The 13,628-nt window shown below is 63.1% G+C and carries 14 protein-coding genes and 1 pseudogene; 10 read left to right on the top strand and 5 right to left on the bottom strand.

The features are described from left to right. Positions 1–100: 100 nt before the first annotated feature. The 5 genes from ACFOMF_RS01225 (at position 101) to ispD (ending at position 4,945) form a co-directional block, all read left to right on the top strand. Positions 101–1,732 (top strand): CTP synthase, encoded by a 1,632-nt coding sequence (locus tag ACFOMF_RS01225; protein WP_386360421.1) that lies wholly within the window; start codon positions 101–103, stop codon positions 1,730–1,732. Continuing rightward, positions 1,729–2,577 (top strand): 3-deoxy-8-phosphooctulonate synthase, encoded by an 849-nt coding sequence (gene kdsA, locus ACFOMF_RS01220; protein WP_386360419.1) that lies wholly within the window; start codon positions 1,729–1,731, stop codon positions 2,575–2,577. Before ACFOMF_RS01225 ends, kdsA begins: the two co-directional genes overlap by 4 nt. A gap of 36 nt (positions 2,578–2,613) precedes the next feature. Next, complete coding sequence (gene eno / locus ACFOMF_RS01215; protein WP_386360417.1) at positions 2,614–3,903, top strand: phosphopyruvate hydratase; 1,290 nt, start codon at positions 2,614–2,616, stop codon at positions 3,901–3,903. Between the two features lie 74 nt (positions 3,904–3,977). Continuing rightward, positions 3,978–4,256 (top strand): septum formation initiator family protein, encoded by a 279-nt coding sequence (locus ACFOMF_RS01210; RefSeq protein WP_386360415.1) that lies wholly within the window; start codon positions 3,978–3,980, stop codon positions 4,254–4,256. Continuing rightward, on the top strand, positions 4,253–4,945 hold the full coding sequence (gene ispD / locus ACFOMF_RS01205; protein ID WP_386360413.1) for a 2-C-methyl-D-erythritol 4-phosphate cytidylyltransferase: 693 nt from the start codon (positions 4,253–4,255) through the stop codon (positions 4,943–4,945). Before ACFOMF_RS01210 ends, ispD begins: the two co-directional genes overlap by 4 nt. Positions 4,946–4,976: 31 nt before the next feature. Here the strand turns inward: ispD and ACFOMF_RS01200 are convergent, their stop codons facing one another. The 3 genes and pseudogenes from ACFOMF_RS01200 to ACFOMF_RS01190 all read right to left on the bottom strand — a co-directional run bounded on the left by ACFOMF_RS01200 (position 4,977) and on the right by ACFOMF_RS01190 (position 7,527). Beyond that, on the bottom strand, positions 4,977–6,140 hold the full coding sequence (locus tag ACFOMF_RS01200) for a baeRF3 domain-containing protein (protein WP_386360411.1): 1,164 nt from the start codon (positions 6,138–6,140) through the stop codon (positions 4,977–4,979). A 49-nt stretch (positions 6,141–6,189) separates the two neighbouring features. Beyond that, positions 6,190–6,492, bottom strand: a pseudogene (locus ACFOMF_RS01195) (HPF/RaiA family ribosome-associated protein); the annotation flags it as partial. Positions 6,493–6,639: 147 nt separating this feature from the next. Then, positions 6,640–7,527 carry a LysR family transcriptional regulator gene (locus ACFOMF_RS01190; protein ID WP_386360409.1) on the bottom strand — a complete coding sequence of 296 codons (888 nt, stop codon included), beginning with the start codon at positions 7,525–7,527 and terminating at the stop codon, positions 6,640–6,642. A gap of 131 nt (positions 7,528–7,658) precedes the next feature. Here ACFOMF_RS01190 and ACFOMF_RS01185 point away from each other — a divergent pair, with 131 nt between their 5' ends. Further along, complete coding sequence (locus tag ACFOMF_RS01185) at positions 7,659–8,774, top strand: S-(hydroxymethyl)glutathione dehydrogenase/class III alcohol dehydrogenase (RefSeq protein WP_386360408.1); 1,116 nt, start codon at positions 7,659–7,661, stop codon at positions 8,772–8,774. Between the two features lie 87 nt (positions 8,775–8,861). Next, the gene (fghA, locus tag ACFOMF_RS01180) at positions 8,862–9,707 is read left to right on the top strand and encodes an S-formylglutathione hydrolase (RefSeq protein WP_386360406.1); all 846 of its coding nucleotides are present in this window, start codon (positions 8,862–8,864) and stop codon (positions 9,705–9,707) included. 90 nt (positions 9,708–9,797) lie between these two features. Here the strand turns inward: fghA and ACFOMF_RS01175 are convergent, their stop codons facing one another. Together ACFOMF_RS01175 and ACFOMF_RS01170 are read right to left on the bottom strand one after the other, a co-directional pair. Then, the gene (locus tag ACFOMF_RS01175; RefSeq protein ID WP_386360404.1) at positions 9,798–10,850 is read right to left on the bottom strand and encodes an alkene reductase; all 1,053 of its coding nucleotides are present in this window, start codon (positions 10,848–10,850) and stop codon (positions 9,798–9,800) included. A gap of 35 nt (positions 10,851–10,885) precedes the next feature. Continuing rightward, entirely contained in the window at positions 10,886–11,188 is a 303-nt protein-coding gene (locus tag ACFOMF_RS01170; RefSeq protein WP_386360402.1) for an ArsR/SmtB family transcription factor, read from the bottom strand. 158 nt (positions 11,189–11,346) lie between these two features. Here ACFOMF_RS01170 and ispF point away from each other — a divergent pair, with 158 nt between their 5' ends. From ispF to surE, 3 genes are read left to right on the top strand one after another with little or no spacing between them, the layout of a single operon-like run. Beyond that, the gene (gene ispF, locus ACFOMF_RS01165; RefSeq protein WP_386360657.1) at positions 11,347–11,820 is read left to right on the top strand and encodes a 2-C-methyl-D-erythritol 2,4-cyclodiphosphate synthase; all 474 of its coding nucleotides are present in this window, start codon (positions 11,347–11,349) and stop codon (positions 11,818–11,820) included. Continuing rightward, positions 11,817–12,857, top strand: coding sequence for a tRNA pseudouridine(13) synthase TruD (truD, locus tag ACFOMF_RS01160; protein WP_386360400.1), 1,041 nt, complete (start codon positions 11,817–11,819; stop codon positions 12,855–12,857). Before ispF ends, truD begins: the two co-directional genes overlap by 4 nt. Then, complete coding sequence (surE, locus tag ACFOMF_RS01155; RefSeq protein ID WP_386360398.1) at positions 12,857–13,606, top strand: 5'/3'-nucleotidase SurE; 750 nt, start codon at positions 12,857–12,859, stop codon at positions 13,604–13,606. The genes truD and surE overlap by 1 nt, the downstream gene beginning before the upstream one ends. Positions 13,607–13,628 lie beyond the last annotated feature (22 nt).

The raw sequence follows: 13,628 nt of genomic DNA, 5'->3' as shown, positions 1-13,628 counted from the left end.
TAGCACTGCCGCCGCTCGCCATTGGTGCATCTCTGCTTCATGGCACCTTCGCTTCCCCCTGGCGGCGCCAGCCGCTTAACGCAAACTTCTAGGGTTTTTCATGACGCGCTACATCTTCGTCACGGGTGGTGTTGTTTCTTCATTGGGGAAAGGCATTGCCTCGGCTTCCTTGGCGGCCATCCTGGAGGCGCGGGGACTGAAGGTCACCATGCTCAAACTGGATCCGTACATCAACGTCGATCCCGGCACCATGAGCCCCTTCCAGCATGGTGAAGTGTTCGTTACCCATGATGGCGCCGAAACCGACCTGGACCTTGGGCACTATGAGCGGTTCATCCGGACCACCATGACCCAGGACAACAACTTCACCACCGGCCGTGTCTATGAGCACGTGCTGCGCAAGGAGCGCCGCGGCGACTACCTGGGCGCGACCATCCAGGTGATCCCGCACATCACCGACGAGATCAAGCGGCGCATCATCAAAGGTGGCGGCAACGCCGATGTGGCGCTGGTTGAGATCGGCGGTACGGTGGGCGACATCGAGTCGCAGCCGTTCCTCGAGGCGATCCGTCAGTTGCGCGTCGAGGTCGGCGCCAAGCGCGCCATGCTCATGCACCTGACCCTGGTGCCCTACATCGCCACCGCCGGCGAGACCAAGACCAAGCCGACCCAGCATTCGGTCAAGGAGCTGCGCTCCATCGGTCTGCAGCCGGACGTGCTGGTCTGCCGCTCCGACCACGCCATCGACCTGTCGTCGCGGCGCAAGATCGCGCTGTTCACCAACGTGGAAGAGCGTGCGGTCATCAGCCTCGAGGACGTCGACACCATCTACAAGATCCCGGGCGTGCTGCACGCTCAGGGACTGGATGATTTCGTCGTCGAACGTTTTGGCCTGGAGTGTGATGGCGCCGATCTTTCCGAGTGGGACCGGGTGGTGGATGCCAAGCTGCATCCCGAACAGGAAGTCACCATCGCGATGGTCGGCAAGTACATGGAACTTCTGGACGCCTACAAGTCTCTGATCGAGGCAATCAGCCACGCTGGCATCCAGAGCCGTACCAAAGTGAACCTTCGATACATCGACTCCGAAGACATCGAGAACCAGGGCGTGGGCCTGCTGGATGGCGTCGACGCGATTCTGGTTCCTGGTGGTTTTGGTCTGCGCGGCGTCGAAGGCAAGATTGCGGCGGTTCGCCATGCCCGCGAGAACAAGATTCCCTACCTGGGCATCTGCCTCGGCATGCAGGTGGCGGTGATCGAGTACGCCCGCGACGTGCTGGGCTGGACCGACGCCAACTCCACCGAATTCGACAAGGACAGCGGCCACCCGGTCGTTGGCCTGATCACCGAGTGGTCGGACGCCTCCGGCAGCACCGAAACCCGTACCGAGGCCTCGGACCTGGGCGGCACCATGCGACTGGGTGCGCAGGAGTGCCAGCTCGAGGCTGGCTCGAACGTGCACGCCTGCTATGGCAAGGAAGTGATCGTCGAGCGTCACCGTCATCGCTACGAGGTCAACAACAACCTGCTGCCCCAGCTGGTGGAGGCCGGTCTCAGGATTTCGGGCCGCTCCGGCGACGGTGCGCTGGTGGAAGTGATCGAGGCGCCGGATCATCCGTGGTTCGTGGCCTGCCAGTTCCACCCCGAATTCACCTCGACCCCGCGTGACGGTCATCCGCTGTTCAGTGGTTTCGTCAACGCCGCGCTGACCCACAAGGCGGCTCGGGCATGACCGCGCAGAAGACCATTCGCGTCGGAGCCATCGAGATGGCCAACGACCGGCCGTTCGTGCTGTTTGGCGGTATGAACGTGCTGGAATCGCGTGACCTCGCGATGAAGGTGTGCGAGGAGTATCTCAAGGTTACCGAGAAGCTCGGCATCCCCTATGTGTTCAAGGCCAGTTTCGACAAGGCCAATCGCTCCTCGATCAACTCGTACCGTGGTCCCGGGTTGGAGGAGGGGCTGAAGATCTTCGCCGAGATCAAGAACACCTTTGGCGTACCGGTCATCACCGACGTCCACGAGCCTGACCAGGCGGCTCCGGTCGCCGAGGTCTGCGACATCATCCAACTGCCGGCTTTCCTGTCCCGGCAGACCGATCTGGTGGTGGCCATGGCCCGCACCGGCGCGGTAATCAACATCAAGAAGGCCCAGTTCCTCGCCCCGCAGGAAATGCAGCACATCCTCACCAAGTGCGAGGAAGCCGGCAACGAGCAGCTGGTCCTGTGCGAGCGCGGTTCGTCCTTTGGCTACAACAACCTAGTGGTCGACATGCTCGGCTTCGGCGTGATGAAGCGCTTTGGCTACCCGGTGTTTTTCGACGTCACCCATGCCCTGCAGATGCCGGGCGGCCGTGCCGATTCGGCCGGTGGGCGGCGTGCCCAGGTGACTGACCTGGCCAAGGCAGGCATGAGCCAGGGTCTGGCCGGTCTGTTCCTGGAAGCGCATCCGGACCCGGATAGCGCCAAGTGCGACGGCCCCTGCGCGCTGCGCCTGGACAAGCTGGAGCCTTTCCTCACCCAGATCAAACAGCTCGACGATTTGATCAAAAGCTTTGCGCCTATTGAAACTGCTTGAAATCCAGCTCGACCCGTCTATGGAGAGTGAAAGACAATGACAAAGATCGTCGATATCAAGGGACGTGAAGTCCTCGATTCCCGCGGAAACCCAACGGTTGAAGCTGACGTGATCCTCGAGAACGGCATCGTCGGCAGCGCTTGCGCGCCGTCGGGTGCGTCCACCGGTTCGCGCGAGGCGCTGGAACTGCGTGACGGCGACAAGAGCCGTTATCTGGGCAAGGGCGTGCTGAAGGCCGTCGGCAACGTCAACGGCCCGATCCGTGACCTGCTGCTGGGCAAGGACGCGGCGGATCAGGAGGCTCTGGACCGTGCGATGATCGAGCTGGACGGTACCGAGAACAAGGCCACCCTGGGTGCCAACGCCATCCTCGCCGTGTCCCTGGCCGCCGCCAAGGCCGCTGCCCAGGCCAAGGGCATGCCGCTGTACGCGCATATCGCCGAACTGAACGGCACCCCGGGTCAGTACTCCATGCCGGTGCCGATGATGAACATCATCAACGGCGGCGAGCATGCCGACAACAACGTCGACATCCAGGAATTCATGGTCCAGCCAGTCGGCGCCAAGACCTTTGCCGACGCCCTCCGCATGGGCGCCGAGATCTTCCATCACCTGAAGGCGGTGCTCAAGAGCCGCGGCCTGAGCACCGCGGTAGGTGACGAGGGCGGTTTCGCTCCGAACCTGGCCTCCAACGAGGATGCTCTGGGCGCCATCGCCGAGGCGGTCGAGAAGGCTGGCTACAAGCTGGGCAGCGACATCACCCTGGCGCTCGATTGCGCCTCCAGCGAATTCTACAAGGACGGCAAGTACGACCTGGCCGGTGAAGGCAAGGTATTCGATGCCGCCGGTTTCGCGGACTACCTGGCCGGCCTGACCCAGCGCTATCCGATCATCTCCATCGAGGACGGCATGGACGAGTCGGACTGGGACGGCTGGAAGGGCCTGACCGACAAGATCGGTGAAAAGGTCCAGTTGGTGGGCGACGACCTGTTCGTCACCAACACCAGGATTCTCAAGGAGGGCATCGAGAAGGGCGTCGGCAATTCGATCCTGATCAAGTTCAACCAGATCGGCTCGCTCACCGAAACCCTGGAAGCCATCCGCATGGCCAAGGACGCCGGTTACACTGCAGTGATTTCGCACCGTTCCGGTGAGACCGAAGACTCCACCATCGCCGACCTGGCGGTCGGTACTGCCGCGGGCCAGATCAAGACCGGTTCGCTGTGCCGCTCCGATCGGGTGTCCAAGTACAACCAGTTGCTGCGTATCGAAGAGCAACTCGGTACCCAGGCACCCTACAAGGGACGTGCCGAGTTCCGCGGCTGATCTCCGAGTGGTAAAAAGGGCAGCCTCACCCCATGGGTGAGGCTGCCCTTTCTTATGGACGCATCTTTGTCGCTATGAAAGCTCACTACTGGCTTTTCCTCGTCCTCGCGTTGATCCTCGCCGGCTTGCAGTATCGCTTGTGGATAGGCGATGGCAGTCTCGCCCAGGTGGCCGAACTCAAGCAGCTGATCGGCGAACAGCAGGGCGAGAACGAGCGCCTGCTCGAGCGCAATCGCATCCTCGAAGCTGAAGTCATGGAACTCAAGCAAGGCATGGAGACGGTGGAGGAGCGGGCCCGCCATGAACTGGGCATGGTGAAAGAGGGCGAAACCCTTTTTCAGCTGGCCGAATGAGCGTGACCTTCTGGGTCGTGGTGCCTGCTGCCGGTGTGGGCAGCCGCATGCAGGCCGATCGCCCCAAGCAATACCTGGCTTTGGCCGGGCGGACGGTAATGGAACAGACCCTGCAGGTTTTTCTCGATCATCCGGGTCTCAAGGGCCTGACGGTCAGCCTGGCGGCAGAGGACCCCTATTGGCCCGGCCTGTCCTGCAGCCATGATCCGCGGATCTGGCGCGCCGATGGCGGGCGCGAGCGTGCGGATTCCGTGCTCAACGCGCTGGCGCTGTTGAGGGCGAAGGGCGCCGAGGCGCTTGACTGGGTGTTGGTACACGATGCGGCGCGGCCGAACCTTGCCGCCAGCGATCTCCAGCACTTGCTGGCCAGCCTGGCTGACGACCCCCTAGGGGGACTGCTGGCAGTGCCTGCCCGCGACACGCTCAAGCGTGCGGGGGAGGACGGCCGGGTCGAGGCGACCGTGGATCGTTCGGTCATCTGGCATGCCCTTACGCCGCAGATGTTTCGTCTGGGCACGCTGCACGATGCCCTGGCCGGTGCGCTGGAGGCGGGAGCCACGGTGACGGATGAGGCCTCCGCCATCGAGTGGGCGGGTGGGCACCCGCGCCTGGTGGAGGGGCGTGCGGACAACCTGAAGATCACCCGCCCCGAGGATCTGCACTGGCTGGCTCAGCGATGGCAGTCATGATGCGGCGCTACGCGCGCCGCATCACTCGGCCTCAATAGCGGTAGAGCGCGGCGACCCCGGTCTGGGTCGGCATGCGCTCCTTGGGCACCACCACCACGTCGCCGCCATGCTCGAAGGCCCACACCGTGAGCTCGTCGAGCAGATCGGGTGTATTGGCTGACTGCTCGGACGCTGGCATTGCTTTACCCTGGCTAGGATCGGTCTGTCCGGGGATGGCGCGCTCGGCTTCCACCAGCAGCGTGGCGACTCGGCCCTCGACGATGGAGTGGCCGATTTCCTCGATCTGATCGGTCGCCAACCCTTGGCCATGGGACTCGCCATACTGGTCGATGAAACCTGAGAGACGCTTCAGGTAGACCGGCTGCATCACCGCCCAGCTCTTCTCTCGCAATTGGTCGGGCTTCATCAGCGAAGGGTCGTTTTCGATCCCGGTCGGCAGCAGATGTTCGTTGTGGGTCAGCCGGCGAAATACCGCCTGGTGCTCGGGCAGTCCGGCGAGGATCAGTGGCAGTCCCGAGGGACGGGAGTAGTGTTCCAGCACGGCCCGGTCGATCTCGCGGAAGAAGCGCTCCCGGTCGCGGTCGACTTCAGCCTGGCGACCGGCGCCACCCGCCTCGAGCTGCATGGAATCACCCCGCTCGCTTGCCCGACTGTAGCCTTGGGGGAATCCGCTCTGGGTCTTTTCCGTCAGGTCATGGCCAAGTGCATCCTGAATGGTCTTGGGTACGCCTTCGACCAGTTGCACTTCGGAGATGCCGTCGCGGTTACCTTCGTAGAGTGTGATGGCCTCCAGAGTGACGGCGAGGATCTGATATCGGTCAGACGACTGAGCGATCCGCAGCAGCGGTTTGACATGCATGCGGTCGTTGGCCACGGCAAGTTCGGGCACCGGACGTGGCAGGCGGAAGATCTGGAAATAGCCTGGTGCGCCAAAGATGGCGAGGCCGTCGCGATTGAAGTTCCAGAAGTCGACGCTGTCTACCAGCGCCTTGAAGGGCTTGAGCAGTTCGGTCGTGTCGCCGTAGCCTTGCGCTTTGAGCGCGTCCTCAAGCTGGCGAACCAGATGCTTGTAGCGGATCGGGTCCTGTTCGCGCTCGGGAAAACTGCGGTGGGTCGGCTGGAAGAGTGACAGGCAGGGTGTCTGCTTGACGGCGAGCAGTTCTTTGAGGGTTTGACGAGTCAATGTAGCGGGCATGGTTCACCTCTTTGTCGATCGGTCCCTCGATGTGGATTCAGCGGCTGTCGAGCTTGCCGAAGACGTGCTCCAGTGCGTGACTGAGCTTTTCGGCAGCGCCGTCGATGGCCAGTTCGAAGGATTCGGCCTTATGCGTGACCGACACGGGGTCATGACCCTTGATCCGTGCCTCCATCTGACAGCGCTTGTCGTGCGGGCCGCTCTTGGTGGAGTTTTCGTCGCTCAGGTGCACTTCGACACGGGTCAAGCGATCTTCGAAGCGTTCGATTTCACTCTCTACGCTGGCTTTGATGCGCTCCTCGAAACGCCGGGATGCGTCGGTACCGTTATTGCTATTGACCAGGATCTGCATACTATCCTCCTGCTGAATCTGCCACCGATGCGAACGATTTTCTCGAACCATCAATGGCAGTTATCAGTTTCGACGAGAAGTCGCGCTCAGGAGTTCAGGCGAGCTTTGCCGCTGGGGATGTGCGGATGTAATACCGGCGGGCGCTGCTCACCTGTATTCGGGGCGGGTAGCCAGCCCTTTCTTCAAGGCCTCGACCAGCAGACTGACCTTCGGTAGCGCATGGCGTCGTTGCGGATATACCGCCCAGACGGCGGTATTCGGCGGCTGGTTCGCCTCCAGCAGCGAGACCAGGTCGCCGCGGCGGATGGGTTCCTGCACATAGAAGTCGGGAAGCTGGCACAGGCCGAAGCCGCGCAGTGCCGCATCGAGTACCGCTTCTCCGCTGTTGCAGCGCCAGTTGCCGCGCGGGCGAAACGGATGCTCGCGGCCGTCCTGCTGAAACAGCCAGTGGTCACTGGTGCCGATGAGGCAATTGTGGCGCGCCAGTTCTGACAGGGTATGCGGTCGTCCGTAGCGCTCGAGATAGGCCGGGGCCGCACAGAGATACATGGCGCGGGGTGCAACGCGGGTGGCGACCAGGCTCGAGTCGCCCAGTCGGCCGAGGCGAATCGCCAGGTCGAAGCCTTCATGCACTAGGTCCAGCGTGCGGTTGGACAGTTCGATCTCGACCTGCAGATGCGGGTAGTTGGACATGAACTCATTGACCAGCGGGACGATGAAGCGCTCGCCATAGGCTACCGCCGAGGTCATGCGCAGCAGCCCCGTGGGAGCGCTGTGCAGGTCGCTCACGGCGAGAAACGCGGCGTCCCGCTCTTCCATCAGTCGCTGGCAGCGCCCGAGAAAGGTGTGGCCGGCCTCGGTAAGTGATACGCGGCGGGTGGTGCGATACAGCAATCGTGCCTGCAGACGCTCCTCCAGCCGCACAATCTGCCGGCTGACATGGGACGAGGACACCCTGAGGCGCTCGGCGGCGCGCTGGAAATTTCCACACTCGGCCACGGCGACAAATTCATCGAGTCCTTCCCAGCGATTCATGCTGCTCCTCAAGAAGGTGTGGTTTTTATTATCCCTGTACAGCACTAATCATTTTCAGATACGCCGATTATCCCTGTTACAGGTTGAATTACACTCTGGTTTTTCACCCTGATCAAAGAGTGCTCCCCCACATGACCATCAAGTCCCGCGCCGCCGTGGCCTTCGGCCCCAAGCAACCGCTGCAGATCGTGGAAGTCGATGTCGAACCGCCAAAGAAGGGTGAGGTGCTGGTGCGCATCGTCGCCAGTGGCGTCTGCCATACCGATGCCTTCACCCTGTCGGGTGAAGATCCGGAGGGCATCTTTCCGGCGATTCTCGGCCATGAAGGCGGCGGCATCGTCGAGGCGGTGGGCGAGGGCGTGACGTCCCTGGCCGTGGGCGATCATGTCATTCCGCTCTACACCGCCGAATGCCGTGAATGCAAGTTCTGCACCTCCGGCAAGACGAACCTCTGCCAGGCGGTGCGCGCCACCCAGGGCAAGGGGCTGATGCCGGACGGCACCACGCGATTCTCCTACCAGGGTCAGCCGATCTACCACTACATGGGGACTTCGACCTTTTCCGAATACACCGTGCTGCCGGAAATCTCCCTGGCGAAGATTCCCGAGGAGGCTCCGCTGGAAAAGGTGTGCCTGCTCGGGTGCGGCGTGACCACCGGCATCGGCGCGGTACTGAACACCGCCAAGGTGCAGGAGGGCGCGACGGTGGCGATCTTCGGGCTGGGTGGCATCGGCCTGGCGGCCATCATCGGTGCCAAGATGGCCAAGGCCAGCCGGATCATCGCCATCGACATCAATCCCGGCAAGTTCAAGATCGCCGAAGAGCTGGGCGCCACCGACTTCGTCAACCCGAACGACCACGAGAAGCCGATCCAGGAGGTCATCGTCGAGATGACCGATGGCGGCGTCGACCACTCCTTCGAATGCGTAGGCAACGTCAAGCTGATGCGCGCGGCGCTCGAGTGCGCTCACAAGGGCTGGGGCGAATCCACCATCATCGGCGTGGCCGGAGCCGGTCAGGAAATCAGCACCCGCCCGTTCCAGTTGGTGACCGGTCGGGTCTGGCGCGGCAGCGCCTTCGGCGGCGTCAAGGGCCGTACCGAATTGCCAGGCTACGTCGAGAAGTCCCAGTCCGGCGAGATCCCGCTGGATACCTTCATCACCCACACGATGGGACTGGACCAGATCAACGAGGCTTTCGACCTGATGCATGAAGGCAAGAGCATCCGGACCGTCATCCATTTCTGAGCCATTGACCTCAAGCGGCAAGCTGCAAGTAGAAGCTGGACCGGTCTCGCGCCGCGTCAGAACTGCTTGCAGCTTTAAGGAGTTCGCATGACTCTCGAAAACGTATCAAGCCAGAAGAGTTTTGGCGGCTGGCACAAGCGCTACCGTCATCGCTCCACCACGCTCAATTGCGATATGGTCTTCGCCGTCTACCTGCCGCCCCAGGCCGAGCAGGGCACGAAGCTGCCGGTACTCTACTGGCTGTCGGGTCTGACCTGCACCGATGAAAACTTCATGCAGAAGGCCGGCGCTCATCGCCTGGCCGCCGAGCTGGGCCTGGTGATCGTCGCGCCGGATACCAGCCCGCGGGGCGACGGGGTACCGGGGGACCCAGAGGGGGCGTGGGACTTTGGCAAGGGCGCGGGCTTCTATCTCAACGCGACCCAGGAGCCCTGGTCGCGGCACTATCGAATGCATGATTACGTGGTCGAGGAGCTGCCGGCGCTGGTCGAGGCGAACTTTCCGGTCTCCGACCGGCGCAGCATTTCCGGTCACTCCATGGGCGGGCATGGCGCACTGGTGTGTGCCTTGCGCAATCCGGGACGCTACCGATCGGTATCGGCATTCTCTCCCATCACCAATCCCCTCAATTGCCCCTGGGGCGAGAAAGCCTTCAGCCGCTACCTCGGAGAAGACCGCTCGCGCTGGCGCGAGTGGGATGCCTGTAGCCTGATGGCGCAGGCCGCCGAGCAGTTGCCGACGCTGGTGGATCAGGGCGACCGGGACGATTTTCTCGCCAGTCAGCTGAAGCCCGAGGCGCTACAGGCGTCTGCCCAGGCCGTGGACTACCCGCTTACCCTGAGGATGCAGGCGGGCTATGACCACAGCTATTACTTCATCGCCAGCTTCGTGGATGACCACCTGCGTCACCATGCCGAGGCGTTGAAGGGCTGACGGGCGTGATCCTGGAGCGCTTGCTTCAGCGACCCCGTCGAGGGCAGGAGGGATACAGGCGCGGCTCGATGCCGAGCCTGTATCCCCGTTTCAGGCAAGGGCAGGGTAGTCGATATAGCCCTCGGCGCCCGGGGCGTAGAAAAGCTCCGGGCGGGGCGTGTTCAGCTCGGCGTTCTGGCGGAATCGCTGGGGAAGATCAGGGTTGGCGATGAAGGGCACGCCGAAAGCAACCGCATCCGCCTTGCCTTCGGCCAGCCAGCGCTCGGCCTGCTGCTGGGAGAAACCCTCGTTGGCGATATAGACGCCGCCGAAAATTTCCTTCAGTTGCGGGCCGAGGCTGTCCTCGCCTTCATGCTCGCGGGTGCAGATGAAGGCGACGCCGCGTTTGCCCAGCTCCTGTGCCACATAGGCGAAGGTTTCGCTGAGGTTCGAATCACCCATGTCATGGGAATCCGCGCGGGGTGCCAGGTGCATGCCTACCCGGCCAGGGCCCCAGACCGCGATTGCCGCATCGGTGGCCTCGAGCAGCAGGCGAGCGCGGTTCGGCAAGGTGCCGCCGTAGCCGTCGGTGCGCCTGTTGGTCTTGTCCTGCAGAAACTGGTCGAGCAGATAACCGTTGGCTCCGTGAATCTCGACGCCGTCGAAACCCGCCGCCTTGGCGTTCTCCGCGCCCTGACGGTACGCCTCGATCACGGCGGGGATCTCGTCGGTTTCCAGGGCGCGCGGGGTTTCGTAGTCCTTCTTGGGGCGGACCAGGCTGACATGGCCGGCCGGGGCGATGGCGCTCGGGGCCACCGGTTGGGCGCCGTCAAGGTAGAGCGGATCGGAAATGCGTCCGACGTGCCAGAGTTGCAACACGATGCGGCCGCCTTGCCCGTGTACGGCCTGGGTCACCTTTTTCCAGCCTTCCACCTGCTCGGCTGACCAGATGCCTGGGGTGTCGGGGTAGCCAACGCCCATCGGGGTGACGGAGGTCGCTTCACTGATGATCAGGCCGGCCGCGGCGCGCTGACGATAGTATTCGACCATCAGCTCACCGGGTACCCGGCCGGGCTCGGCGCGGCAGCGGGTGAGGGGGGCCATGATGATGCGATTCGGCAACTGCAGGTCGCCGATCTGGATCGGATCGAAAAGCGTGGGCATAGCGAGATTCCCATGGTTGAGGGTAGCGCGAGCGGTCAGAGCTGTTCTCCGATCCGCTGAATGAACGCCAGGATGGCTGTCTCGTTGCGGCGGAAGAAATGCCATTGGCCTACCTTCCGGCTGCTGACCAGACCGGCGCGTTGCAAACTGGCCAGATGGGCTGACACGGTTGATTGCGACAAGCCGGCGCGCCTGTCGATCTGGCCAGCACAGACCCCGAACTCCAGCGAGTGCTCCTGGTCTGGAAAATGCTGCTCGGGCGTCTTCAACCAGAGCAGGATCTCGCGTCGCAGCGGATGGGCGAGCGCTTTGAACATGAGGTCAAGGTCGTCGGTCATGGCACTGCCGGGCGGGTAGCCCCTGTATATCGAACCGGAACGAATTTTATATCGTCCGTTGGCGATATGAGATTGAAAGGGCCGATGGGTTCAATCATCTGCGTCGATCCTTCGCAGCGGGTAGAATCGACGGCCGGTTTTTCTGGATGCCAATCAATATGCGTATCGGCCACGGCTATGATGTACACCGCTTCGGCGAAGGTCAGTTCATCACCCTTGGGGGCGTACGGATCGCCCATCGCTTCGGGCTTATCGCCCATTCCGATGGGGATGTGCTGCTGCACGCCCTGAGCGACGCCCTGCTGGGGGCTGCCGCGCTGGGTGATATCGGCAAGCATTTCCCCGACACCGATGCGCAATTCAAGGGGGTCGACAGTCGCGTGCTTTTGCGGCAGGTGCTGACACTGGTGCAGGCCAAGGGCTGGCGAGTCGGCAACGTTGACGCCACCCTGATCGCCCAGGCGCCCAGGATGGCCCCGCATATCGAGCGGATGCGCAGCCACATCGCCGCGGATCTTCAAGTTGACCTGGACCAGGTCAACGTCAAGGCGACCACCACCGAGAAGCTTGGCTTTACCGGCCGGGAAGAGGGCATCGCGGCGCACGCGGTCGCCCTGTTGCTGCCGACATGAACGAACTGCAGCTATTGGGGCCGACAGCCTACGGTGAATCTTGCGGCACCGCGGTCCTCAAGGCTTGCGCCGAGGATTTTCAGGTCGATGAGGTTCTCGATATCCCCCTCAGTGGGGCAGGCGAGCACCTGTGGTTATGGGTAGAGAAACGCAACCTGAATACCGAGGAAGCGGCCCGTCGGCTCGCCCGTGGCCTCGGCGTACCGCTCAAGCTGGTGAGTTATGCCGGTCTCAAGGACCGCCAGGCGCTGACCCGGCAGTGGTTCAGCCTGCACTTGCCGGGCAAGGCCGACCCTGATCTGCGGCCGCTGGAGGAGCCGGGACTGCACGTGCTGCAGTGCACCCGCCATAGCCGCAAGCTGCAGCGCGGGGCCCATTCGGCCAATGGTTTCACCTTGCGCCTGACAAGTCTGAAGGCCGATCGTGGCGCGCTCGATGCGCGCCTGGCATCCATTCGGGACCGCGGCGTGCCCAACTATTTCGGTCCGCAGCGTTTCGGCCATGAGGGGGGCAATCTCCTTCAGGCTCGTGACTTTGCCAGTCGCCATGAGCTGCCGGTGCAGCGCAACCTGCGCTCCCGGCTACTGTCCTCGGCGCGCAGTTATCTGTTCAACCGCGTCCTGGCGGAGCGGGTCGCCGCGGGCAACTGGGACCGAGCCCTGCCGGGAGATCTCCTCTCGTTCACCAACAGTCGCAGTTTCTTTCCAGCAGGCGAGGCCGACTGCGGCGATCCAAGGCTGGCGTTGCTGGACCTTCATCCGAGTGGTCCGCTGTGGGGGACGGGTGGCGTGCCATTGGGCGGGGTGCCTGCCGCGCTCGAACGCAATGTCCTTGCCGACCAGCAGGACCTGGCCGAATGGTTGGAGAAAGCGGGTCTGGCGCACGAACGGCGCATTCTGCGCCTCCCCATTGGCGGGCTGACGTGGCATTATCCCGGACCTGACATTCTGCAACTGGAATTCGTCCTGCCGACCGGATGCTTCGCCACCGCCGTGGTACGGGAGCTGGTCAGTCTGGCAGGGCAGACGGACATCTGATGCGTATTCTGATCGCCAACGACGACGGGGTGTTCGCCCCGGGCCTCGCCGCGCTCCACGACGCCCTGGCCACCCTGGCCGAGTGTCGCGTGGTCGCGCCCATCCAGGACATGAGTGGTGCCAGCAGTGCGCTGACGCTCGATCGTCCGCTGCATCCGGTGCGCTTGCCGAACGGCTTCATCGGAGTGAACGGCTCGCCTACCGACTGCGTTCATCTAGGGCTCAACGGATTGCTCGAAGAGGCACCGGACATGGTTGTCTCCGGCATCAATCTGGGGGCCAATCTGGGCGACGACGTGCTGTACTCGGGTACGGTGGCGGCTGCGATCGAAGGGCGCTTCACGGGCCACACCTCTTTCGCCTTCTCCCTCTGTTCGCGGGCCGAAGACAACCTGTCAACCGCCGCGCACATCGCTCGCCGGCTCATCGAGAGCCAGCAGACGCTGCAATTGCCAGCCCGTACCGTGCTCAGTGTGAACGTACCCAACCTGCCGCTTGATCACATCCGTGGCATCCAGCTGACTCGGCTCGGTCATCGCCAACGCGCCAAACCACCGGTCAAGCAGGCCAATCCGCGCGGCAAGGAAGGCTACTGGATCTCGGTGGCCGGCGATGTCGAGGATGGCGGGCCGGGTACCGATTTCCACGCGGTGATGCAAGGTTACGTCTCCATTACCCCGCTCCAGCTCGATCGGACCTTCCACGAAGCCTTCGACGGCCTCGAATCATGGATCGGGGGTGTCTTGTGAAGCGTGAGCCCGCAGACCTCAT

Source organism: Stutzerimonas tarimensis (genome assembly GCF_042648805.1).
GTDB classification, from domain to species: Bacteria; Pseudomonadota; Gammaproteobacteria; order Pseudomonadales; family Pseudomonadaceae; genus Azomonas; species Azomonas tarimensis.
Note: the sequence above shows the minus strand (reverse complement) of the source record. Positions and strands in the feature narration are given on the sequence as shown.